The 23,890-nt window shown below is 30.2% G+C and carries 20 protein-coding genes and 1 other annotated feature; of the genes, 3 read left to right on the forward strand and 17 right to left on the reverse strand.

Annotated features, from left to right (window positions below; translation table 11 throughout):
• Positions 1 to 30: 30 nt before the first annotated feature.
• The 9 genes from tpiA to CPAL_RS04495 form a co-directional block, all read right to left on the reverse strand.
• On the reverse strand, positions 31 to 783 hold the full coding sequence (gene tpiA, locus CPAL_RS04455) for a triose-phosphate isomerase (RefSeq protein WP_061858081.1): 753 nt from the start codon (positions 781 to 783) through the stop codon (positions 31 to 33).
• 121 nt (positions 784 to 904) lie between these two features.
• Positions 905 to 2,101, reverse strand: a complete 1,197-nt coding sequence (locus CPAL_RS04460; protein ID WP_061858082.1) for a phosphoglycerate kinase — start codon at positions 2,099 to 2,101, stop codon at positions 905 to 907.
• A gap of 374 nt (positions 2,102 to 2,475) precedes the next feature.
• Positions 2,476 to 3,480 (reverse strand): type I glyceraldehyde-3-phosphate dehydrogenase, encoded by a 1,005-nt coding sequence (gene gap / locus CPAL_RS04465; protein WP_061858083.1) that lies wholly within the window; start codon positions 3,478 to 3,480, stop codon positions 2,476 to 2,478.
• Positions 3,481 to 3,544: 64 nt separating this feature from the next.
• On the reverse strand, positions 3,545 to 4,579 hold the full coding sequence (locus CPAL_RS04470) for a sugar-binding transcriptional regulator (protein ID WP_061858084.1): 1,035 nt from the start codon (positions 4,577 to 4,579) through the stop codon (positions 3,545 to 3,547).
• 243 nt (positions 4,580 to 4,822) lie between these two features.
• Entirely contained in the window at positions 4,823 to 6,190 is a 1,368-nt protein-coding gene (rpoN, locus tag CPAL_RS04475; protein ID WP_207654915.1) for an RNA polymerase factor sigma-54, read from the reverse strand.
• Positions 6,191 to 6,378: 188 nt separating this feature from the next.
• Positions 6,379 to 7,215, reverse strand: coding sequence for a DegV family protein (locus CPAL_RS04480; RefSeq protein WP_061858086.1), 837 nt, complete (start codon positions 7,213 to 7,215; stop codon positions 6,379 to 6,381).
• A 12-nt stretch (positions 7,216 to 7,227) separates the two neighbouring features.
• Positions 7,228 to 7,713: a tRNA (uridine(34)/cytosine(34)/5-carboxymethylaminomethyluridine(34)-2'-O)-methyltransferase TrmL gene (gene trmL, locus CPAL_RS04485; protein ID WP_061858087.1), complete on the reverse strand. Its 486-nt coding sequence runs from the start codon at positions 7,711 to 7,713 to the stop codon at positions 7,228 to 7,230.
• 84 nt (positions 7,714 to 7,797) lie between these two features.
• Complete coding sequence (locus CPAL_RS04490) at positions 7,798 to 8,622, reverse strand: Cof-type HAD-IIB family hydrolase (RefSeq protein WP_061858088.1); 825 nt, start codon at positions 8,620 to 8,622, stop codon at positions 7,798 to 7,800.
• 196 nt (positions 8,623 to 8,818) lie between these two features.
• A complete protein-coding gene (locus CPAL_RS04495; protein WP_061858089.1) occupies positions 8,819 to 10,195 on the reverse strand; it encodes a VanW family protein in 1,377 nt (458 codons plus the stop codon).
• Positions 10,196 to 10,320: 125 nt separating this feature from the next.
• Between CPAL_RS04495 and CPAL_RS04500 the strand changes: the two genes are divergently transcribed.
• Together CPAL_RS04500 and CPAL_RS04505 are read left to right on the forward strand one after the other, a co-directional pair.
• A complete protein-coding gene (locus tag CPAL_RS04500; RefSeq protein WP_061858090.1) occupies positions 10,321 to 11,361 on the forward strand; it encodes a M42 family metallopeptidase in 1,041 nt (346 codons plus the stop codon).
• 156 nt (positions 11,362 to 11,517) lie between these two features.
• Entirely contained in the window at positions 11,518 to 13,713 is a 2,196-nt protein-coding gene (locus CPAL_RS04505) for a PAS domain-containing hybrid sensor histidine kinase/response regulator (protein ID WP_106024165.1), read from the forward strand.
• Between the two features lie 117 nt (positions 13,714 to 13,830).
• Here CPAL_RS04505 and nth read toward each other — a convergent pair whose 3' ends face one another.
• The 6 genes from nth to CPAL_RS04535 all read right to left on the reverse strand — a co-directional run bounded on the left by nth (position 13,831) and on the right by CPAL_RS04535 (position 19,585).
• Positions 13,831 to 14,460, reverse strand: a complete 630-nt coding sequence (gene nth, locus CPAL_RS04510; RefSeq protein WP_061858091.1) for an endonuclease III — start codon at positions 14,458 to 14,460, stop codon at positions 13,831 to 13,833.
• Positions 14,461 to 14,731: 271 nt separating this feature from the next.
• The gene (locus tag CPAL_RS04515) at positions 14,732 to 15,433 is read right to left on the reverse strand and encodes a lysophospholipid acyltransferase family protein (RefSeq protein WP_061858092.1); all 702 of its coding nucleotides are present in this window, start codon (positions 15,431 to 15,433) and stop codon (positions 14,732 to 14,734) included.
• Positions 15,434 to 15,482: 49 nt separating this feature from the next.
• On the reverse strand, positions 15,483 to 16,457 hold the full coding sequence (gene queG / locus CPAL_RS04520) for a tRNA epoxyqueuosine(34) reductase QueG (protein ID WP_061858093.1): 975 nt from the start codon (positions 16,455 to 16,457) through the stop codon (positions 15,483 to 15,485).
• A 28-nt stretch (positions 16,458 to 16,485) separates the two neighbouring features.
• Positions 16,486 to 17,064: a serine O-acetyltransferase EpsC gene (epsC, locus tag CPAL_RS04525; protein ID WP_082787849.1), complete on the reverse strand. Its 579-nt coding sequence runs from the start codon at positions 17,062 to 17,064 to the stop codon at positions 16,486 to 16,488.
• A gap of 56 nt (positions 17,065 to 17,120) precedes the next feature.
• Positions 17,121 to 17,377: a binding site (T-box leader), on the reverse strand.
• Between the two features lie 58 nt (positions 17,378 to 17,435).
• Complete coding sequence (gene sleB, locus CPAL_RS04530) at positions 17,436 to 18,164, reverse strand: spore cortex-lytic enzyme (protein ID WP_106024166.1); 729 nt, start codon at positions 18,162 to 18,164, stop codon at positions 17,436 to 17,438.
• Positions 18,165 to 18,322: 158 nt separating this feature from the next.
• Positions 18,323 to 19,585, reverse strand: a complete 1,263-nt coding sequence (locus CPAL_RS04535; RefSeq protein ID WP_106024167.1) for a magnesium transporter — start codon at positions 19,583 to 19,585, stop codon at positions 18,323 to 18,325.
• A 691-nt stretch (positions 19,586 to 20,276) separates the two neighbouring features.
• On the opposite strand from CPAL_RS04535, the gene CPAL_RS04540 reads away from it, so the two are divergent.
• A complete protein-coding gene (locus tag CPAL_RS04540) occupies positions 20,277 to 22,163 on the forward strand; it encodes a YgiQ family radical SAM protein (protein WP_106024168.1) in 1,887 nt (628 codons plus the stop codon).
• A gap of 66 nt (positions 22,164 to 22,229) precedes the next feature.
• Here the strand turns inward: CPAL_RS04540 and CPAL_RS04545 are convergent, their stop codons facing one another.
• Together CPAL_RS04545 and CPAL_RS04550 are read right to left on the reverse strand one after the other, a co-directional pair.
• On the reverse strand, positions 22,230 to 22,892 hold the full coding sequence (locus CPAL_RS04545; protein ID WP_061858098.1) for a hypothetical protein: 663 nt from the start codon (positions 22,890 to 22,892) through the stop codon (positions 22,230 to 22,232).
• 58 nt (positions 22,893 to 22,950) lie between these two features.
• On the reverse strand, positions 22,951 to 23,853 hold the full coding sequence (locus tag CPAL_RS04550) for a YegS/Rv2252/BmrU family lipid kinase (protein WP_061858099.1): 903 nt from the start codon (positions 23,851 to 23,853) through the stop codon (positions 22,951 to 22,953).
• Between the last annotated feature and the right edge of the window lie 37 nt (positions 23,854 to 23,890).

Genomic DNA, 23,890 nt, shown 5'->3' on the forward strand with positions numbered 1-23,890 from the left:
CTAACTTAATAAAATTGCATCGCAATTTTATTATTTATCAAAGTTTACTATAGCAGCAAAATCTTCTGCTTTTAGTGAAGCTCCTCCAATAAGTCCTCCATCTATATTTGGTTTTGCCATTTGCTCTTTTATTGTTGATGGCTTAACTGAACCGCCATATTGTATTCTCATCTTTTCTGCAGTTTCTTCTCCAAACATTCCAGCAACAGTTTTTCTAACAAAAGCTATTGTTTCTTCTGCTTGATCAGCTGTAGCAGTTTTTCCTGTTCCTATAGCCCAAATTGGTTCGTAAGCTATTACAAGTTTTTCAACTTGTTCTTTTTCAAGTCCAGCTAAGTCAAGCTTAATTTGCCTTGCCAATACTTCTTCAGTTATATTAGCTTCTCTTTCTTCAAGAGTTTCTCCTATGCAAAGTATTGGAATTAGGTTATGTTCAAAAGCTTTCTTTATCTTCTTATTTAAATCAGCATCATTTTCTGCAAAGTATTGTCTTCTTTCACTATGCCCTAATATTACATACTTTACTCCCATTTCTTCAAGCATAGCTGGAGAAGTTTCTCCTGTAAAAGCTCCACTTTCTTCAAAGTGCATATTTTGAGCTCCAACTTCTATATTAGTTCCTTTAACAGCCTTTACTACAGCATCTAAGCATATAGTTGGTGGGCAAACTACAACTTCACAGTTAGCATCTTTAACCAATGGCTTTAATTCCTCTATAAGCTTTAATGCTTGTGATACAGTATTATTCATCTTCCAGTTTCCTGCTATAATTGGCTTTCTCATATTAACACACCCCTTATATTTTTTATAACCAGATTTTTTAGGCGCTAAGTACTAGTATTTAGTACTTAGCACCTAGTACTAATATTTTTCTTTTCCTAACTTGTTTTTTAACCTGGTCTTATTACTTGTCTGTAAGAGCTACAATTCCTGGTAATTCTTTTCCTTCTAAGAACTCAAGTGATGCTCCACCACCAGTTGAAATGTGAGTCATTTTGTCTCCAAATCCAAGAGTATTAACAGCAGCTGCACTGTCTCCTCCCCCGATTATAGTAGTTGCATTTGATTGTGCCATAGCTTCTGCTACTGCTATTGTTCCTTTTGCAAAGTTTGCAAACTCAAATACTCCCATTGGTCCATTCCATATAACTGTCTTAGCATCCTTTACTGCTTCAGCATAAAGTTTAGCAGTTTTAGGTCCTATATCTAATCCCATATAACCTTCTGGAATATTCTGATCTTCTGTAGTAACTGGTTTTGTATCCGCATTAAACTCAGCACCAACTACGTTATCTATTGGAAGTAATAATTTAACTCCTTTAGCTTTTGCCTTTTCCATCATTTCTTTAGCATAATCTATCTTATCTTCTTCTAATAAAGATGTTCCTATAGAATAGCCTTGAGCTTTTAAGAAAGTATAAGCCATTCCTCCACCTATTATTAATGTATCAACCTTTTCTAAAAGATTGTTTATAACGTTAATTTTATCAGAAACTTTAGCTCCACCAAGTATTGCTACAAATGGTCTTTCTGGAGTTTCAACAGCCTCACCTAAGAATTTTAATTCCTTTTGAATTAGGTATCCGCAAGCAGATTCACTAACAAATTCTGTTACTCCAACTGTTGAGCAGTGTGCTCTGTGAGCTGTTCCAAAAGCATCATTTACAAATACATCAGCAAGAGAAGCTAATTCTTTTGAGAAGTTTTCTTCATTTTTAGTTTCTTCTTTTCTATATCTTGTGTTTTCAAGCAAAACAATATCTCCGTCTTTCATATTTGCTACAGCTTTTTTAGCATTTTCTCCAACTACGTTATTATCTGCCGCAAATACAACTTCTTTTCCTAATAATTCTGAAAGTCTCTTAGCAACTGGTGCTAATGATAATTCTGGCTTTGGTTCTCCCTTTGGCTTACCAAGATGGGAACAAAGTATAACCTTAGCTCCTTGTTCTACTAAATATTTAATTGTTGGAAGTGCTCCTATTAATCTATTTTCATCTGTTATAACTCCTTCTTTAAGCGGTACATTGAAGTCACATCTTACTAATACTCTTTTACCTTTAACTTGGATATCTTCTACAGTCTTCTTGTTTAACTTCATAATTATATCTCCCTTCACATTTTAATAAAATTGCCATGGAATTTTCTCAATAAATGGCTTAATATGTATCATTAAAATAGCACATTATATAAAGCTAAATTTGCTTTAAAACTAGTATTCTACATCTTCCTATAATTATTATTGTTTAATTAAATTATACGCGGTCCTTTTTTGTCCCACACGCAAGTTATTTGTCCCACTTTCATTATAATGTAATCGCAGGGATTTTTAAATAGGGTTTTTAAAAAAAGTTTTAGCATATAAGAAAAATCCAATTCGTCATATCTATAATGAAAAAGCATACTAATCTCACTTAATTCAAGATTAATATGCTTTTAGTATGTTAGGGTATATATTAGGTATTCAACTTTAAATTATTTTGAAAGGTTAGCAAAATATTTTAAAGTTCTGATTAATTGAGAAGTATATGACATTTCGTTATCATACCAAGAAGCAACTTTAACTAATTGCTCTCCATTTACGTCCATAACCTTTGTTTGAGTAGCATCAAATAATGAACCATAGTTAATTCCAATTACGTCTGAAGATACTATAGGGTCTTCAGTGTATCCAAATGATTCATTAGCAGCTTCTTTCATTGCTGCATTTATTTCTTCTACGCTAACTTTCTTTTCTAGAGTACATACTAATTCAGTTAATGAACCAGTTATAACAGGAACTCTTTGTGCTCCTCCATCTAATTTACCAGCTAATTCTGGAATAACTAATCCTATAGCTTTAGCAGCACCAGTTGAGTTAGGGATTATGCTTGCAGCTGCAGCTCTTGCTCTTCTTAAATCACCTTTTCTGTGTGGAGCATCTAAAGTATTTTGGTCATTTGTGTAAGCGTGAATTGTAGTCATGAAACCTTTTGTTAAACCAAATTTGTCATTTAATACTTTAGCCATTGGAGCTAAGCAGTTTGTTGTGCAAGATGCACCAGAGATAACTGTTTCTGAACCATCTAATATATCATGGTTTACGTTGAATACAACTGTCTTTAAGTCTCCAGTTGCAGGAGCTGATATAACAACTTTCTTAGCACCAGCTTGAATATGAGCTTCTGCTTTTTCTTTCTTAGTGAATAATCCAGTACATTCTAATACTATGTCTACTCCTAACTCTCCCCAAGGTAAGCTTGCTGGATCTTTTTCAGCAAGTACTTTTATTTCTTTTCCATTAACTATGAAAGCTCCTTCTTTAACTTCAATTTCACCATTGAATCTTCCTTGAGATGAATCGTATTTGAATAAATGAGCTAAAGTTTTAGCATCTGTTAAGTCATTTATTGCAACTACTTCAAACTCTGGATTGTCGATCATTAGTCTTAAAGCTAATCTTCCTATTCTTCCAAAACCATTAATAGCAACTTTTGTCATTAAAATTACCTCCTAAAAATCTTTTTTATATATTTAAAATATATTTTTAACATTTTGAATATTTTTATTGGCACTCACTTTTTATAATATTTATAATTTCTTTAGCAGCACCTTCATCAGTTATAAGAATATTATTTGAGTTGAATCTCTGTACACCTAGAATAGCCTTTGCTTTACTACGTCCTCCAGATATAGCTATGATATTTTCAATTTTTTTGGTATCTTCACCTTTTATTCCAGCAGTTGGAGTTGAAAAAATAACTTCTCCATTTATGTTAAAATAACATCCAAATGCCTCTCCTACTGCTTTTTTTTGACGTAATTCATCTATTGCTTCATCTTTTAATCCTCTTTTTTTAGCCATATCTTCAGCTTTTCCAATACCATAGATTAATATATTTGCCTTATGTATATTTTCTACAACTTCTTTTATACTTTCTTCATTTAAAATAGCAAATATCTCTGCATAATCTACGTTATCTATGAGTTGAAGCATTTTATAATCTGCTGATAATCTCTCTGCAAGCCTTGCAACTAAGGTATTAGCTTGAATTTCCACATTTCTTCCAATTCCACCTCTTGCAGGTATTATGAGAATATCTTTGTATTCATTGGTCTTTGGCATATTATCTACCATTTTTTTTATGCTTTTCCCACCAGTTAATGCTATAATGTTTTTATCTTTTAGTATGCTTTTTATAAAATTAGCTGCAGTTTTTCCTAACTCCTCTAAAGTAAGCTCATTTTCATCTATATCTCCTGGGACAACTATTACTTTTCTTAGTTTCAATTTTTCTTTTAAATATTCTTCCATTTCTGATAATCCTCTGAGGTCATGGACAAATTCCTTTAATGCTTCTAGTATTTTCTTTCCATCATAATTTACTGTCATTCCTTCTGCATTAATATCTATCAACCCTTGCTTTTTTAAAAACCCAATTTCGCTTCTTACTATTCTCTCTCCAATTCCCAAGTGACTTGCAAGCATTCTTCTTCCTATGGGTTGATTATAATATATAGTGGTTAGTATATTGTACCTTTTGTCTAACAATTCAAGCACTTCCGGAACCACTCTTTTTTCTATTTCCAAATACTTCAAAAATAACACCTCTTTGGCCTTTTAATGTCCCACTTGTTTGCTATATGTCCCACTTATTATTATAAATCAAATATATTTTTTTTAAAAGACATTTAATAAAAAAAAATGTTAAATTTTTATTGTAAAAAAATAATAAAGAAAAAGATACTTATCTTTTTTAAGATATTTCTCTTTTCCTTTATTATTTACTAAGTATTCTATTTTATTTATACAAACAAAACTTCCAGGTAAATCTTGTATTGATTAAAATCTTTTTCTTTTACTTGAAGACTTAATTCCCATTTCTTCTCTATATTTTGCCACCGTTCTTCTTGAAATATCAATGTCCTTTTCTTTCAGCAAATCACATATTTTCTGATCAGATAAAGGTTTTCTTTTGTCTTCTTTATTTATAAGATCTTCTATTTCCTTTTTTATTATCTTTGTAGATATATCTTCGAAACTATCTACTCTAGATATTCCAGTTGTGAAAAGATCCTTAATTTTTATTGTTCCTCTTTCTGTGTGAATATACTTTTCTCTTATGGCTCTACTTACCGTTGATTCATGTATCCCTAGACTATCTGCAATTTCTTTTAAAGTCATAGGCTTTAAAAAAGCTTCTCCATAGTCGAAATAATCTTTTTGAATTTCTATTATTTTCCCTAATATATTATATATAGTGTTTTCTCTTTGTCTAATGCTTTTTATTAAAAACACAGCACTATTTAATTTATCTTTTACAAATTTTACTGTGTTCTTATCATCTTCATTATTAATTATTTGTTTATATAATTGATTTATATTTAATTTTGGAATAGAAGCATCATTCATTATAATGCAATACTCGCCATTTATTTTTCTTATATAAGCCTCAGGAATTATATACTTGGTTTCTTCTCCAGTAAAAAATCCTCTTGAAGGTTTAGGTTCTAAAGATTTTATCAAATCTCCATATTTTTGTGCATTCTTCACATCTATTTTTAGCTCTTTAGCTATTATATTATACTTATTTTCAGCTATCATTTCTAAATAGTTATCCACTATTTTATAAAGGTTTTCATCTTGAAAACCTTTTGCTAGAAGCTGTATTTTTAAACATTCCTTTAAATCTCTAGCTCCGATTCCATGAGGTTCTAGTGATTGTACGATTTTTAAGCATGACTCAGCTAACTCTTTAGATATGGCTAGATCTTCTTCAATTTCTTCAAGGGTTATATCCAAATATCCTCTACTATCTATATTTTCAATCATATATTTGCATATAGCTTTAATAAAATCATCCTCATTCAGTTCTACTATTTGCTCCATTAAAAACTCTTTAAGTGATTTTTTAGCGCTGATAAAATTAAACGGAGACACTTCATCTTCGCTTTTTTCTCTGCTATAGCTTCCATTTCCATAGTCATCAAATTCTAGATACTTCAAAAAACTTTTATAATCTATTTCTTCTTTTGGTTTTTCTACATCATTTTTCTTATACTCTGCATCAAGCACCGGATTCTCTTGAAGCTCTTTTTCTATATAGCTTTGAATTTCGAAATTCGACATTTGAAGTAACTTTACTGATAGTTGCATTTGTTGAGTCATTATTAGCTTTTGTTCTTGAGTTAAACTTAAATTAAACCCCATCTTCATATTTTATCACCACTTTGCATTATAATACTGCTTCATATTACATTATCATTATATCATAAGAATTAAGTAATTATAATTAAAATTTTCTGCAATCATTCTATGCAATACTTTTTTCTACACCTCCATATATCAATATAATAAAAACACCCTAATCTCTTGGGTGTTTTTATTATTGTTTAAATTTAATTATATTTTTCTATGAAAGCTATTCCACATGCATTAGGTCCTGCATGGGTTCCTACTACACATCCAACTTCACATTCAATATAGTTCACGCCTCTATTAGTTAACTCCTCTTGAAGAGAAGGTAAAATATCTTTATTATCTATATGAAGTAATATACTAGGCTCTTCATTATTCAAATTATCTAAATATCCCAAAACCGTCTTAATTGCTCTTTTTGTTCCTCTTACTTTATCCAAAACTTCCATTTTTCCATCTACTGCAGCTAAAATCAATTTTATATTCAGCAAATTTCCTATTGCTCCAGCGGTTTTAGAAAGACGTCCGCCTTTAACCAAATTCTCCAAGCTTACAAATACATAACCACTTTTTATATGAGGAATAGTTTCTTTTAAAACTTTCTCAATTTCTTCTAAGGAATAACCTTTATCTCTTAATTCACCTGCTTTTATCACTAATAATCCTAATCCAGCAGTTACATTTAAACTATCTATAACTAATATATCATCACTCTCAAGCATTTCTTTAGCCATACATGCGGACTGATATGTGCCGCTCATTTTTGATGAAATATGAATAGAAACAATTTTGTATCCTTCATCTAAGTATTTTTTATATATTTCGTAAAATCTATGAGGATTTATTCCCGCAGTAGTAGGAAAAACATCTTCTTCTTTTATTTTTTTTAAAAATTCTCTTATATTTATGGTCACGCCATCTAAATAACTCTCTTCTCCAAAACTAACCATAAGAGGTATGACTTCTATATCATATTTTTCTATGATTTCTTTATTTAAATCACAGGTACTATCCGTGATTATCTTAATCTTCTCCATAGTCTATACCTCCTACTTCATTCCTGGAAATCCTAATTGTCTTAAAGCTTCGTACGCAACTATAGCTACAGTATTCGAAAGATTTAAAGATCTTGTAGTAGTATTTACCATAGGTACTCGTATTCTATTTTCTACATATCTATCTCTTATATAGTCAGGTAACCCTGAAGTTTCCCTTCCAAAAACAATAAAATCTCCCTTTTTATATTGTACTTCATCATGATGATATTTAGCTTCTTTTGTTGTTGATAAATATATATTGGCATCAGGATATTTCTCTAACATATCATCGAAAGATTCATGAATTTCTATATCTAATAATGGCCAATAATCTAGGCCAGCTCTTTTTACTCTCTTATCATCTATGCTAAATCCTAAAGGTTTTATTAAATGTAATCTACAATCAGTTAGTACACAAGTTCTTGCTATATTTCCAGTATTCTGCGGTATTTCTGGTTGAAATAATACTATATTTAAATTAGGTTTATCTAATCTCATTGTTGCCCCCCCTATATTAGTGGAATTTAACTCTATATTATATTAACCACAAAATAAAGTAAATATCATCATATATAAATAGGTTTATTGTAAAATAAATTTTTCTATAATCTCAGCTACTCCATCTTTGTCATTAGTTTCAGTTATATAATCCGCTTCTTTTTTTACATAGTCTGGCGCATTTCCCATTGCTACTCCTAATCCAGCATACTTTATCATAGATAAATCATTTTCGCCATCGCCTATGCAAATAACTTCCTCTCTTTTAAATCCATAAAACTCTGTCAATATTTTTACTGCATTACCTTTTGAAATTCCTTTTTTCATTACTTCAAAATTATCTCCAAGAGAACTTACAACTTCAAAACTTTTTAAATTTATTATCTCATCTTTAGCTTTTTTTAGAGTACTGTAGTCTTCACTAATGCATATAGCTTTAAGTATTTCACCATCTCTATTTACAAATTCTTCTTCTAAATTAGGATTTACATGAAGATTAATTTTCATATCATCTGATAAATCTTCATTCATCTCAAGATAAGTATATCCTTTTGGGTAGGGTTTAGGCGAAATAATAGTATTAAAAGTATTAAAATAAACTTTAAAATCATAATTTTTAATAATTCCTAGTATCTTTTTACATTCTTCTATACTCAATGTAGAACTATATATTACCTTATTTCTATCTTTTTCTCTAATATATGCTCCATTTGAAGCTATAATTGGTGCATTTATCCCTAAAAGTTGTGCATAATATTTTGCAGATGTAAACACCCTTCCTGTAGAAATCGCTATTTTAACTCCCATATCATGGGCTTTTTTTATGGCTTCCTTATTTCTATTACTAACTTCTTTACTGCTGTTCAATAAAGTCCCATCCATGTCCAAGCACACTAACTTAAATGCCATATTAATCTCCCCTTTATAATTTCATCCACTATGCTGACATTACCTATTCCTTACAGTATCAAAGAGTATTATAACATATAAGAAAATTGGGATGCAATTTTCTCAATTTAAAAGTGCTTAATCCTAAGTTTTTTGTTTCTTCCATATGGATTAAGCACTCTAAATTAACTTATTAATACTTTTTTAATATTTAATCTTACTTTTTCGTTCCTCTTCTAATTACTCCATTTATCGGTACATAATAATCATTAGATATTAATTCCTTACCTATAAACTTACCATTTTCATAGATATTTCTATAAGCTTTAACTCTGTAACCTTTGCGAGGCTGCTTTTCTACCTCTGTTTGTCCTGCTGGTAATGATGGGTCATCTATATATTTTATTGTTGGCTCAATTGTACTATATACTTCTGTAGTTATATCATAAGTTCGTTTTGCTAATTCAGAATTTGAATATATATTAAAATACACATTTCTATTTGAAGTAAAGCCTTCGATATATATAGGATAATCGAAAGTATTTTTAAATTTCAAGTCAATATTTCCCCAGTCAACCGTAGCATCAAGACCAATATCAACATATGTAGAAGGAATAGAATGGTGTACTCTCTCAGTAGTTTTTATATTTCCTCTTATTAAGGCATTGTATAAAGTTGAAGATACCTGACATATTCCTCCTCCAAGGCCAGAGTCAAATTTTTGATTTACTATAACTCCAGCTTCCTTATATCCTCTTTCTTTTGTCCTTTCTCCAACAACTTCATTGAAGCTAAAAGTATCTCCCGGCATTACCACTGTCCCATTAATGCTTTGAGTGGCTAACTTTATATTAGTAGCCCTAGCTTCCGAAGAAGATGAATAATTGGTTGAAAATGATCCTATCTTTGAATTAACCTTTCTTAATGCTTCTGCTTTAATCTTAGATTCTATAACTTTTATAGGGGCGTCTATGTTTATATCTCCACTACTGTTATTTTTAAGTTTAGTTATAATTTCATCACTTAACTTTTTCTCTTCAAGCTCAAAGCCATTTTCATCTTCAGTAACCTGGAAGCTTCCGTTTACAATCTTAATTGTTGCACCCTTTGATTTTTTATTAATGTCCTTGCTTATGGACTCTATCATTTTATCTACTGGCTTATGATTGTATGAAAATTTAAGATTATACTTTTTTACTTCAGGACTTTTTATAAGCTTATATCTAGATAATATATTTAAATCCTTACCATAAGCAAAAGCTTCATCTAAAACTTCTGTTATATTATATTGAGGATTTAAATCGGAACAATTTATGGTATAAGTTTTTTCCGGAGTTTTAATATTTATTTTCTTACTAAGTATTGGTTTTGAATACTTTTCTTTTAAAATTTCTTCAGCTTCCTTCTTGGTTTTTCCTGATAATTCCACATTTTCAACGACAATTCCTGGGAACATAACATCATCGAATTTTTGTGTAATAAAATATACATAACTAACAGCAGCTGAAATTAATAATAAAATGATTGTAAATACTAGATTTTTGATTCTCTTATTGCTATTTTTTCTTCTTTTATTTTTTTTACTTCTAGCCATTTAATCTCTCCCCTCTTTCCAACTTATTATACTACAAAACTTTAAATAATTACATATGGGACTGTGTTTATACATTGGCTATACTTTCATATTATGATAAAATTTTTTAAAGGAGTGATGAAACTATGAATTATGACAAAAACAAACTTAAAACTTATTTAAAAAATATATTATCAATCCCTAGTCCTTCTGGCTGCACTTATAAAGTAATGGAATATATAAAAAAAGAACTCGATTCTTTAAAAGCTTCATATATTAGTACGAACAAAGGAGCTATAATAGTTACACTTAAAGGAGAAAACAACCAATACCAAAGAACTTTTTCCTCTCATGTAGATACCTTAGGCGCTATGGTTAGCGAGATAAAATCTGATGGAAAGCTTGGTATAAGTCTAATAGGCGGATTCACCGGAAATTCCATTGAGGGAGAAAATTGCACTATTTTGACTCTAGATGATAAAACTTATACCGGAACAGTTCAATCTTTAAAGCCATCTGTTCACATAAGTGGAAATGAAGCTTATGATCTTAAAAGAACTCCTGAAAACATGGAAGTTATTTTAGATGAAAAAGTATTTTCTAAAGAGGATACTCTAAATCTAGGAATTAATGTTGGTGATTTTATATTTTTAGATCCTAGAACTACAATAACAGATAATGGCTTTATTAAAAGCAGACACTTAGATGATAAGGCCAGCACTGCTGTACTTTTATATGCTATAGACTATCTGTTAAGCAATGATATACCTCTTCCTTATACAACTAACTTTTTTATAAGCAACTATGAAGAAGTGGGCCATGGTGCCTCCGCCTCTATACCTGTTTCTACTAAAGAATTCATATCTGTAGATATGGGGGCACCTGGACTTAATCAAAATTCTTCTGAATACACTGTATGCATATGTGCAAAAGATTCTTCTGGCCCTTATGACTATGAACTTAGAAAAAAGCTTGTAAACTTATGCAAAACACACAACATAGACTATAGAATAGATATATATCCTCATTACGGATCAGATGCATCTGCAGCTCTGAAAGCTGGATGGGATATAAAAACTGCTTTAATCGGACCTGGCGTTTTTGCTTCTCACGCCTATGAAAGAACCCATATGGATTCCCTTATATCTACTTTAGAACTTATTGTTAATTATTGCAAAATTAAGTAAAATTAAAAGGAACGTTGCAGGATTTTAATTCCATTCGTTCCTTTTTTGTTATAAATTATGTAAAAAGAAGGTTTTTTTCAAAAATAATAGAATAGTGTATATAAAGTAGTTCTTTTACTCAATTAACTCGAAGCATATAGGTGGTGAATTGCATTTATGTATAATTACTCTATTTATGTTGAATTGTTAAAAAATATTCCGGTACCAATTATTATACTTGATTCTAAATATAAAATTTTAGGAACTAATTTACCAGGAGAAGATTTATTGAAAAGATTACACATTACTTTACTAGAATTTTCCAATTTATTTATAGAGCCTATGAAAAAATTTTTAGCGAAAAACCTTCAAGAATATATTTTTGAAAAGCAATTTGGAAATACATATCTGGAACTTAAGGTTAATAGAATTTCAGAGCCAATTAATGGTCTTAATTTAACTTTTATAGTTATTAATGATATATCTGAAAAGAAATATCTTCAACTTGCTTTAGAAAAAATGAAAGAACAACTTAAATTAATTTTGAATAATATGCCTGTTATGATACAGGCCTTTGATAATGAAGGGAATATGATACTTTGGAATAATGAATGTGAAAGGATTACAGGATATACTCGTGAGGAAATGCTTTCTGTTAAGAATCCAAATATTTTGTTATATCCTGATTATGAATATAGAAAGTTAATCGAAGATAAGTGTAAAGAATTGAATTATGAATACAAAGACATGGAATCAACTATTATATGTAAAGATGGTACAGAGAAGATTATTTCCTGGTATTCAACTTCTCAGTCATCACCAATCTCTAATTGGTCTTATATAAAATTTGGTGTAGATATTACATTTAGAAAAATAGCAGAAAAAAGACTAAGAGAGAAAAAAATTCAACTAGAAACCATTATTAAAGCTTTTCCAGACATATGTTTTGTACTTGATAAAAATGGTACATTTTTAGATTGTAAAACAAAAGACTCAGACAACTTAATATTTCCTTTAAATGAACTTATAGGAAAAAAAGTACATGAAATATATGGCAACCCCACTGGGCTTCAGTTTAAATCTGCTATTTTGAAAGCTTTAAAAACAAAATCTTTAGTTGTTTTTGAGTATGAGCTTCCTCTAAAAAAAGATGTTCAGTACTTTGAAGCTAGACTAATACCCTTATCAGATAATAAAGTTATTTCCATAGTAAGAAATATTACTAAAAGAAAACAAAGCGATGAAGAATTATTAAAAATGGAAAAACTTAATTCCATAGGCATTTTAGCTGGAGGTGTTGCCCATGATTTCAATAATATACTCACTATAATTTTAGGAAATATATCTTTAATGAAAACCTATGTGAAATCTGATGATAAAATCTCAAAAAAACTTTCAGACTTAGAAAAAACTGTATTACAAGCAAAAAGTTTAACTAAACAGCTTCTTACCTTTTCTAAAGACAGCAAACCTTTTAAAAAAGTAACCTATATAAATGATTTGATAAAAGAAACTACTAATTTAGCATTAAGTGGCTCAAACGTGGCTTGTAAAATGTATATCCCTAGCAATTTATGGCCTGTTGAAATAGACTGTGCTCAAATGAGTCAAGTAATAAGTAATTTAGTAATAAATGCTTACCAGGCCATGCCTAATGGAGGTTACATATTTATTAGATGCAGAAATATTGAACTTTCAGAAAATGAGATAGTGGGCCTTAGTCCCGGAAAATATATTTGTATCTCTATAAAAGACCAAGGTTGTGGAATAAGCAAAGATAAGTTACTCAAAATATTTGATCCTTACTTTACAACTAAAAAAACTGGTATTGGACTTGGACTTGCTTCAGCTTATTCTATAATAAAAAAGCATAATGGTCATATTTTAGTTAAATCTAAATTAGATAAAGGTTCTGTTTTTAAAATTTATCTACCTGCCTGCGAGGGAGTTCCTATTGAAATAGAAGAACCAAAATACGAATTAATTAACAGAGAAAATAAAATCCTTGTTATGGATGATGAAATAGATATAAGAAAAACCTTATCTGCTATGCTAAAGCATCTGGGCTATAAAGTTGTATCATGTAAAGATGGTGTAGAAGCTATAGAATTGTATAAAAAAGCTATGTCTTTAGGTGATGCCTTCGATGCAGTTATAATGGACTTAACTATTCCAGGTGGTATGGGAGGAGAAGAGACCATAAAACACCTTCTTAAAATAGACCCAAAAATTAAAGCCATAGTATCTAGCGGCTACTCTGCCGGCGGAGTTATATCAAATTTTAAAGATTATGGTTTTAAAGGAGTAATAAATAAGCCTTATACTATGGAAGAGCTAAGTAACGAGCTGAACAAAGTGCTTAGCAGCAACTAATTGGATTTTAAATTGTTTAGCTTAAAGCATAAAGTTAAAATTACATATATAGATAATATTTTTAGTTTAGAAGTTTAGAGAGTTTAAAAAATCAAACTTTCTAAACTTCTAATCAATTTATTGTTCTCCGTTTAGATACTTGCACTGCGGCGCTAAAGGACAATTCTCGCACTTTGGCTTTCTTGCAGCACAGGTTCTTCTTCCATGAAATATGAGAAGATGATGAGCCTTTGACCATCGTTCCATTGGAATATTATTTCTTAGTTGCTCTTCTGTTCCTTCAACATTATTGCTGTTAGCAATGCCTATTCTATTAGCCACTCTAAACACATGAGTATCCACTGCAATTGCTGGAACACCAAAAGCATTAGATAATACTACATTAGCAGTTTTTCTTCCAACTCCAGGAAGCTTAATTAATTCCTCCATAGTCCTTGGAACTTCTCCATTATAATCATCTATCAGCATCTTGCATAGACCTATTATATTTTTAGCCTTGTTTTTGTATAAGCCTATTTCTCTTATTTCTTTTTCTAACTCATCCTGCTCTAAAACAGCAAAATCATTAGGTGTTTTATACTTTTTAAATAATTTTTCCGTAACTTGATTTACCTTTTTATCTGTTGTCTGTGCGCTTAATACAGTGGCTATTAAAAGCTGAAAAGGGTTCTCATGAATAAGCTCACACTGAGCATCTGGATAAATTTTTTCAAGTATATCCAATATTTCATCAACATTTTTCTTCATATCATTTTCTCTCCTTTTATCAACACCAGCCTTTTAAAAATCAAACCTTTCGCTGATTAGAATGTTATAATCTAATCTAACTTATACATTAAGCTTAATCTATGATTTATAGTAACAAATTCTTATAAAATAATGCTGAATTAAGCCCCGCTTAATTCAGCATTATTTTCTCCACTGCACCTTGCACCTTCACTTATGCATCAGCGCCTAAACTCACTAAACAGTCTAAACTCAGCACAGCACTTAAACTCTCTAAGCTTCTTTACTGCCCTTACTGGTATTCACCTCTGTATTCTTCTGGTAAAAGTTTAGCAATATTTCTCATAATAAAGTCTAAAGCTCTTTCTTCATAATCTTTTTTAGATTCCTTCTCTAATTTTTCTGGAAGATAAAATTGTTCCCCTATTTTAACAATAATGTCTGAATGTTGGAATCTTTCCATCTCCATTTTTCCTTCCATATTAATAGGAAGAAGTTTTTCTGTTCCTGTCATTCCTATAGGTACAATAGGAACATTACATATTTTTGAAATTAATATAATTCCTTTTTTTCCTTTTATCATCTTACCAGTTCTACTTCTCGTACCCTCAGGAAAAATTAAAACATTATTGCCACTTTTAATAATTTGAATAATCTTTTTTATGCCTTCTTTATCTGCTGAATTAGGGTGTACCGGTGTAGTCTTTACTATGCTTAGCCCAAGACTTGTAAGAGGATTGCTGCTCAATTTAACTCCTGCTACAAAAGTAACATCATGGTCCTTAAGCACCCTATCTAGTACTAAAGCATCTGAATTACTAAGATGATTGCATATAAATATTACTGGCTTCTTTATATCATTCAATTTTTCCTTATTTTCAACCTTAATGTGTGCATACTTATTTATATATCCATTTAAAAGTTTATTAGATATAAACCTTACAAGACCTTTTGGAAGATGACCTATAATTTTGCTCATAGTTGGGGATATCATCTACAAATTCCACCTTTCAGATTCTATTTCTACATATAACTAATATACATCAAAATTTAGAATTTTTCAAAAGCTTATTATAATATTCTTCAACATAAGGTGAATTGAATTTTTTTCCTTCTTTTAACCTCTTCATATGTGCCAAATTTATAAGCGCATTTCTCTGAAGTACGCTTTTTCCTCTCCAACCACATGAGGTCATCTTGTATTTCTCATTAAAATCTTTTTTGCTCATATTTAGTATTTCTTGAAAGTTTGTATTTCTCATAAAATCAAATGGTTCAAACTCATTAATCTTAGAAAATTCTATATGTTTGTTATATGGACAAACATCTTGACAAATATCACATCCAAATATTTTGCCTTTAAGCTTAGAAATTTCTTCTTCGTTAATATTTTTCTTTTGTGTTATATATGATAAACATATATTTGGATTACATCCTTTTTCACTTATAGATCTTCCAGGACATGCCTTTATGCAAATATCACAATTTCCGCACTTAGATTCCTTAGGCATATCTTCTTCTATTTCTAAATCTGTTATTATTTCTCCTAAGAAAATATAAGAACCATACCTTTCTGTAATTACCATATTATTCTTGCCTATAAAGCCTATTCCACTTAGATATGCTATATATCTCTCTGGCAGTGCATTGTTGTCAACAAAGTATATTGCTTTTCCATTTAAGCTTTTTATAAAGTTACATATGCTCTCTAAATATTTACTTACAACTTCATGATAATCTCTACCTAAGGTATACTTAGAAAAATATTTATCAGCTTTAGTACTAGTTTCATGCATATATGGAAAGGCTAGTGAAATTATAGTTTTTCCTTCTTTCATATACAAAAAAGGATTTATTCTCTTTTCTATATCTTTCTCTTCAAATTCATTTTCTATATTTTCATGTTTTCTTTTAGTGAGAAATTCCTTAAGTTCATGAAACACTCTACACTTAGTAAATCCAATCTGACTTAAACCTATTTCATAACAATATTTAATTATACATTCCTTATAATCCATATTTACTAACCTACAATTCTAGCATCTATTATCTCACGCATTGATCCTTTATTCCATAATCCTCAATTTTAACCACATTTTTAGCCTTCTTGTTTACAACCTTTCCCGGTATTCCTACTACTGTTGAATTTGGCGGTACATCCTTTAGTACCACTGAATTTGCTCCTATCTTTGAGTTATCTCCTATATATATTGGACCTAATATCTTTGCTCCAGATCCAATCATTACATTATTTCCTACAGTAGGATGTCTTTTACCTTGGTCTTTACCTGTTCCACCTAAAGTTACACCATGATATAAAGTTACATTATCCCCTATCTCTGCAGTTTCTCCGATTACTACTCCCATTCCATGATCTATAAAAAATCCTTTTCCTATTTTTGCACCTGGGTGTATTTCTATCCCTGTGATAAATCTAGCAAATTGAGATATTAGCCTAGCTAGGAAGTATAACTTTCTTTTGTATAGCCCATGTGCTACCCTATAATAGATTGTTGCATGTACACACGGATAAAGTAATAATACTTCTAAAAAATTTCTTGCTGCAGGATCATTTTTTAATATATTATCTATATCATATTTGATCGCTTTAAAAAATTTCATCATAAATTTCCCCCTCCATCAAAATAAAATTACATAAACAAAAAGCTCTATCTCTAATATCTAGAGACAAAGCTATTACACTCTGCGGTTCCACTCTAATTGGATAAAATCCCACCTCATTTCAAGCACGCTCCCAAAACAAAATGGAGTTATATGCTCTATTACTATAACGGATAAAACCGTTGCAGCCTACTTTATCTTTCGGTGCAAAACTCCGAAGGGCACTTCGCATAAATGTGATATAGAAATCTCACAGCATATGATTTCCTCTCTGAAATATCCAATTTACACTACTTTCCTTCTTCACTGTATTTCTTACTATTTTACTAAGAATTATATTTTTATTATATTCATTACTTATAGAATTGTCAACATTATTTGCAAAATCTATGTTGTCCTATGACTTTTATCAAAGGCCTTGACCAAATCCATGCACTTGTAGCTGTTCTAGGATTAAAGTAGTATAGAGCACCTCCAGAAGGGTCCCATCCGTTTAAAGCATCTCTTGCTGCTTTAATAGAGCTTTCCTGCATTTCAGCGTGTATTTGACCATCTACTACTGCGGTAAAAGCGCCTGGCTGGTAAACAACTCCTGCTATTGTATTAGGAAAATCTGGGTGTCTTACTCTATTTAAAATTACCGCTCCAACAGCTACCTGCCCTTCATAAGGCTCACCTCTTGCTTCTCCATTTATAAATCTTGCAAGGAGCATTAAATCCGAATTATTGGATGATGCTGCATTTGAAGAAGCAGTACTGGTTTTAGCACTTGAGCCTCCTCCAGGTCCTGGATTTATTCCCAAAGCTGCTAATGTAGCGTTTCCTGCTATTCCATCAACGGTAAGACCATTTTTCCTTTGAAATTCTTTAACAGCAAGATAGGTCTCATATCCATAAATTCCATCCATATTTCCTTTATAATATCCCCATGCTATTAATCTTCTTTGAATTTCTGTTACAATTGCATCTTTAGATCCATACTTATAAACTGCAGTTTTTACACTATTGCAGTAAGGAATGATTAATCTTGATGTACTCACATATGAAAACATGATTACTATAATTAATATGCTAATTCTTTTCCATCCTAACCTGTTTTTCATATATACTTTCCTCCTAAAATAAGTATATAAAGAGATTCTTCCTTACTTATATTTTGTGCAACTTTATAAAAAATACACTCTTTATTCCAAAGTACCTATTTATTTATAAAAAACAAAAAAGAACTGCTTATATTAATATAAACAGTCCTTTTTATGCTTTACACAGCTCTTTTTAACTTCTTTTTCCATTTTTCTTCAAAAACTTCTTCTATTATGTCATTTATAATTACTACTCCTTGAAGTCTTTCCTCAGAGTCTATTACTGGAATAGCTATAAGATCATATTTAACAAACTTTTTAATTGCTGTATCTAATCTTTCATCATCGCTTAACTTTATAATTTCCTTTTTCATTATTTCCCTTAGCTTCATATCTCCCTTGCAAAATACTAGTTCTGTTAAAGATACTACACCTTGAAGCTTTTCATTTTGATCAGTTATATAAATATAGTGGGATACTTTATCCTCTGGCTGAATTTCTTTTAAAAGCTCTAAAGTTTCAGCTGCTGTTATATTTAAATTAAACGAAACAAAATCCGTATTCATTATACTTCCTACGGATTCCTCTTCATATTTCATAAGATCTCTTACCTTTTCTTCATCCTCTGTTTCTAAATTCATAAGAAGTTTTTCTACCATTTCTTCATCTAATTCTTCTAAGATATCAGCAATTTCATCATTGGACATATTATTTAAAATACCAGATACCTTAGACTGATTCATAGTTTCTAGTATATCCACCTGAATTTCAGGGTCAATTTCCTCTAAAGTATCTGCAGCTAAATGTTCATCTAAACTTTCAAATATTTTATTTCTATACTTCAAATCTACTTCCTCTAGTATATCAGCAATATCTGCCGGATGTAACTCTGAAATCTTTTTATATGGAACTGCAATTTTTAAATTATCATCTACCATCTCTAAAGATTCAACATCATCCCACATTATAACTGTATCATAAACTTCTTTTCTAAAAAGCTTGTATAAAAACTTAACAATCCTATCCAAACCATATCTTCTGCTTAAAGCTAGCATTCCCGTTTCAACAGCTATTACTCTTATTTCTGTAGAAATACAGGCTATTCTTAAATCATTCACTCTTACAACCTTTTTCCCATTTATATCAACTATCTGCTTGTCTAATAAGTTTTTAGACAAAAGGTAAGAGTATGCCCTAGGAATAATATCCTTAACACCTCTAACTTTTATAACTATTTTAGAATCATCATTATAAAAATCGATGCTTCTAAATTCATAATTGTTTATGTCTCCACCTTTTTTCACCTTATATCCTATAGCCTTAGGATATCCATTACCTGTTGTAACATAGATGTCGCATAGTTTACCTATACAGTCACCGTATTCATCATAAATATCCTTGTGGAGTATTTCACTTAAATAAAAGCTGCTAAGTTTTTTCATGGATATTCCTCCTTTCAATATAGAGGAAACCCACGTACTAATTTAAAGGTTGGAAGTCAGAGAGTTAGTATGTTCAAAACCCAAACTAAATAATTTAGTAGGTTAGCAAATTAATATTTAACAACTGATAATATTAATTATCAACTCTTAATTATTAATTTGAATTTATAATTTCTAACTTCTAACCTTTAACTTTGTATTTATAAATTCTTTTCTTAATTAATGTATAATTAAATATTATTAATTGATGTATATTTAATCTAACTTCTAACTCCCTAACCTTAAAAAGAGATTTCCTCTATATTCCATATTTAATTTTAAATTTTGTTTTGATCTCCTACTAAGGGGACCAGCTTCCATTGATATCTCACCTCTTCTTAAAACATTGAACAAAATTAAAATTCTGTTTATAAAAATTTCATATAACACATCTCTAATATAAATTATATTATAATTAGATTAAAATGCAACCGTATTTAATCATTTACAGTAAAATTATTAGTTTATATTAATATAGTTGTATTTTAAATCAAATTTCAAGGTTTTACTCTATTATTTAACTAATCTTAAGTTTTTCTTTATTTTTTGTATATCTCTTCCCTATTATTATACTCTCCTTCAATAAAATGTTTTGTTTATATTTTATATTTATTATGTTAATATTATTACTAGATTTGGAGGGACTTAATTAATGAGATTAAATAAAAAATTTTTACCTGTAAGCAAAGAAGATTTAAAGGCAAGAAATATAGACCAATTAGATTTTGTAATAATAACTGGAGATGCTTATGTAGATCACCCTTCCTTTGGCACAGCAATAATTGGACGCGTGCTTGAACATGAAGGCTTTAATGTAGGAATTATTGCTCAACCTGATTGGCATAGTGTAGATGATTTTAAGAAACTTGGTAAACCAAAGTATGGCTTTTTAATAAACTCTGGTAATATGGACTCCTTAGTAAGTAATTATACTGTATCCAAGAAAAAAAGGCATTACGACGTATTTTCTCCTGGTGGGAAAGGAGGACACAGGCCAGACAGAGCCTTAATTGTATATTGTAATAGAGCTAGAGAAGCTTATAATGGCGTTCCCATAATAATAGGAGGCTTAGAGGCAAGTCTTAGACGTTTTGCCCATTATGACTACTGGGACGATAAAATAAGAAGAAGTATACTTGTAGATTGTAAAGCTGATTTATTAATATATGGCATGGGCGAAAAAACTATAATTCAAATCGCTAATTTACTTAGGTATGGTATGGACATAAAAAATATAACAAATGTCAGAGGTACTGTTTATATCTCTAACTCTTTAGAAAATATAGAAGATTATATAGAAGTTCCTTCTTTTGAGGAGTGTGTAAATAGTAAAAAAGCCTACGCAGATAGCTTTAAAATACAATATTATGAGCAAGACAGCATAAATGGCAGAACTATAGTTCAAAAACATGGTAATAGATATATTGTACAAAATAGGCCTCAAGAAGCTTTAACCCAGTCTGAAATGGACACAGTATATGGATTACCTTATGCTAGGAACTACCATCCTATGTACGAAAAAGATGGGGGAATTCCTGCTATTAATGAAATTAAGTTTTCTATAACAAGCCATAGAGGATGCTATGGTGGTTGTTCCTTCTGCGCACTTAATTTCCATCAAGGAAGATCCATACAGAACAGAAGCCAGGAATCCATTATAAATGAGGCTAAACTCTTAACAACTTTAGATGATTTTAAAGGATATATTCACGATATTGGAGGCCCTACTGCAAACTTTAGACACAGAGCTTGTGATCATCAAAAGAAACATGGTGTTTGCAAAAACAGACAATGTCTTTTTCCTACTCCTTGCAAAAATTTAAAGGTAGATCATAATGAATATCTTGACCTTCTAAGAAAGGTTAGAAAATTGCCTGGGATTAAAAAGGTCTTTATCCGTTCTGGAATAAGATTTGATTACTTAATTCAAGATAAAAATGATACTTTTCTTAGAGAATTATGTGAACATCATATTAGCGGCCAATTAAAAGTAGCACCTGAGCATATAAATGATAAAGTGCTTGAAGCTATGGGAAAACCTAAAAATGATGTTTATGAAAAATTTCAAAAGAAGTATGAAGCTATGAATAAAAAACTATGTAAAAAACAGTTTTTAGTTCCTTATCTTATCTCAAGCCACCCTGGAAGTGATTTAGACGCAGCAATTGAACTTGCACTTTATATAAAAACTATGGGACATAATCCTGAACAGGTACAAGATTTTTATCCAACACCTGGAAGCCTTTCAACCGCTATGTACTATACAGGTATAAATCCCCTTACTGGAGAAAAAATATATGTTCCTAAAACTCCTGAAGAAAAATCTATGCAAAGAGCTTTACTTCAATTTTCAAAGCCTGAAAATTACTCTTTAGTAAAAAAAGCTCTAATAAAAGCTGGCAGAGAAGACTTAATAGGGTTTGGTAAAAACTGCTTAATACCACCTAGACCTATCAAAGGAAAAAATACTGGCAAAAATAAGAACAATACCAAACACAAAGGCATTAAAGGAAAAAGACATACTAAAACACGAAAATAAAATTCAAATCGCTAATTCCTAGCTGCTAGTCTCTATTTTTAGAGATTAGCCACTAGGGATTAGCGATCATTTTTTACTGGTAATTGAAGATTTATTTAGCTTTGAAATTGCATAATTTAATGTTATCATCCACAAAAGATCTCCTATGATTAAATGAATGAAGATTTCTTTTCCAAGTACATATAACATTGTCTCTAATATAATCCCTATAGATGCAGACACAATAAATATGATTCCTTTTTTATCTATATTTGCTCTATAGATATTCATGCTTAAAATTATAAAAAGCACATTCATTAGCATATATCCAATGTATATGTATGGATTACCTATAAATTCAATATAATATCCATATATAATATCCAAGCTTAGTCTTGCAGGATATTTATAAATCAAGTATCCATAAATTAAAACTAATATTAGACTTAATGGAAACATATATAAAAACTTTATTTTATCGTTTCTCATCAATATGTACATGGATGTTAATGCTGCAATTAATATACATAAAAGATTTAAAAAATAAATAGGCTTTAATAAATATAAGTATCTCATATCTTTTGATATAGTTAATACTAGTATTGAGCAATATCTCAGAAACATTGCAGCAAATATTCCCGTACAAATAAATTTTATTCTATTCGGAGCATATTTAATAGTATTTTTAAAACCCTTATAAATAATCAACATCGTAACCAATATTAATATCAAATAAATATAAGTCCTCAATATATTCTCCCCATGAAATTACTGTTACTTATAATTATTTTATATTCATATTATTTATTCATACTTTTTCACTTTTTGTAAATTTTACACCTAAAACCTTTAATCCTCCCTTTATACATTCTATAGTAACAGGAAAATCAGGACCTCTCTCTCCATCTATATCTGTTACTATATCCTCATGACACTCTATATATAGCTTATCTGTCTTAAAATAAATAAGCCCCTTTGAATGTTCTAAGTGCTCACTCTTCAATATTTTTATAAATAGAGATATTATATCTTTTATCATACCAGCCTTTATTATGATTACATCCAGCATTCCATCAGTTAAATCCGCCTTATATGCCAGATTAAAGTTTCCTGCTGTTTGCCCATTAAAAACAAGCATCAAATACATATCTCCGTCAAACTCCATATGAGATGAAGATACCTTTATCTTAAGTTTTCTAAGGTTAGGAATTTGCTCTATCCCCTTTACATAATAAGCAAGCTTCCCTATGGTATTTTTTAAGTTTACATCTGTCTTCTGAGATACATCTGTAAATAGGCCTGTGCTAGCTACATTTACAAAATATTTATCATTTATTTTTCCTATATCAATATCCACTGGGCTGCTGGTCAGTATTTGTTCGCAAGCTTTCTCTACGTCTAGAGGCATTCCTATGAACTTTGCAAAATCATTAGCCGTTCCTACTGGAAGAACAGCAATAGGAAGATTTATGCCTAAAAACTTCATATGATTTACTACATTGTCTACCGTTCCATCTCCTCCTGCAACTAATATATATTTAAAACTTTCATCAATATTCTTAAATGCATCACTTAATTCATAATCCATACTAATTCTAAATGGTTCAACAATATAACCATATTTTTGATGAATCATAATTACTGTGTCTATATCATTTATGATTGTGTTTTCACCTGAATACGGATTATAAATAAATTTTACTCTATTCATTTCAACTCTCCTATCAAAGTAGTAAAATTGCCTCATT

This window comes from Clostridium thermopalmarium DSM 5974 (genome assembly GCF_002995795.1).
GTDB lineage: Bacteria > Bacillota > Clostridia > Clostridiales > Clostridiaceae > Clostridium_H > Clostridium_H thermopalmarium.

What these genes read in the sequence shown, in the direction of transcription:
- epsC (WP_082787849.1), bottom strand. Translation starts at nt 17,064, where the DNA reads ATGATGAAATTTTTTAAAGCGATCAAATATGATATAGATAATATATTA.
- CPAL_RS04460 (WP_061858082.1), bottom strand. Translation starts at nt 2,101, where the DNA reads ATGAAGTTAAACAAGAAGACTGTAGAAGATATCCAAGTTAAAGGTAAA.
- CPAL_RS04505 (WP_106024165.1), top strand. Translation starts at nt 11,518, where the DNA reads ATGTATAATTACTCTATTTATGTTGAATTGTTAAAAAATATTCCGGTA.
- tpiA (WP_061858081.1), bottom strand. Translation starts at nt 783, where the DNA reads ATGAGAAAGCCAATTATAGCAGGAAACTGGAAGATGAATAATACTGTA.
- CPAL_RS04500 (WP_061858090.1), top strand. Translation starts at nt 10,321, where the DNA reads ATGAATTATGACAAAAACAAACTTAAAACTTATTTAAAAAATATATTA.
- sleB (WP_106024166.1), bottom strand. Translation starts at nt 18,164, where the DNA reads ATGAAAAACAGGTTAGGATGGAAAAGAATTAGCATATTAATTATAGTA.
- CPAL_RS04550 (WP_061858099.1), bottom strand. Translation starts at nt 23,853, where the DNA reads ATGAATAGAGTAAAATTTATTTATAATCCGTATTCAGGTGAAAACACA.
- CPAL_RS04490 (WP_061858088.1), bottom strand. Translation starts at nt 8,622, where the DNA reads ATGGCATTTAAGTTAGTGTGCTTGGACATGGATGGGACTTTATTGAAC.
- nth (WP_061858091.1), bottom strand. Translation starts at nt 14,460, where the DNA reads ATGAAGAAAAATGTTGATGAAATATTGGATATACTTGAAAAAATTTAT.
- rpoN (WP_207654915.1), bottom strand. Translation starts at nt 6,190, where the DNA reads ATGGGGTTTAATTTAAGTTTAACTCAAGAACAAAAGCTAATAATGACT.
- gap (WP_061858083.1), bottom strand. Translation starts at nt 3,480, where the DNA reads ATGACAAAAGTTGCTATTAATGGTTTTGGAAGAATAGGAAGATTAGCT.
- CPAL_RS04480 (WP_061858086.1), bottom strand. Translation starts at nt 7,215, where the DNA reads ATGGAGAAGATTAAGATAATCACGGATAGTACCTGTGATTTAAATAAA.
- CPAL_RS04515 (WP_061858092.1), bottom strand. Translation starts at nt 15,433, where the DNA reads ATGATATCCCCAACTATGAGCAAAATTATAGGTCATCTTCCAAAAGGT.
- CPAL_RS04540 (WP_106024168.1), top strand. Translation starts at nt 20,277, where the DNA reads ATGAGATTAAATAAAAAATTTTTACCTGTAAGCAAAGAAGATTTAAAG.
- CPAL_RS04495 (WP_061858089.1), bottom strand. Translation starts at nt 10,195, where the DNA reads ATGGCTAGAAGTAAAAAAAATAAAAGAAGAAAAAATAGCAATAAGAGA.
- trmL (WP_061858087.1), bottom strand. Translation starts at nt 7,713, where the DNA reads ATGAGATTAGATAAACCTAATTTAAATATAGTATTATTTCAACCAGAA.
- queG (WP_061858093.1), bottom strand. Translation starts at nt 16,457, where the DNA reads ATGGATTATAAGGAATGTATAATTAAATATTGTTATGAAATAGGTTTA.
- CPAL_RS04535 (WP_106024167.1), bottom strand. Translation starts at nt 19,585, where the DNA reads ATGAAAAAACTTAGCAGCTTTTATTTAAGTGAAATACTCCACAAGGAT.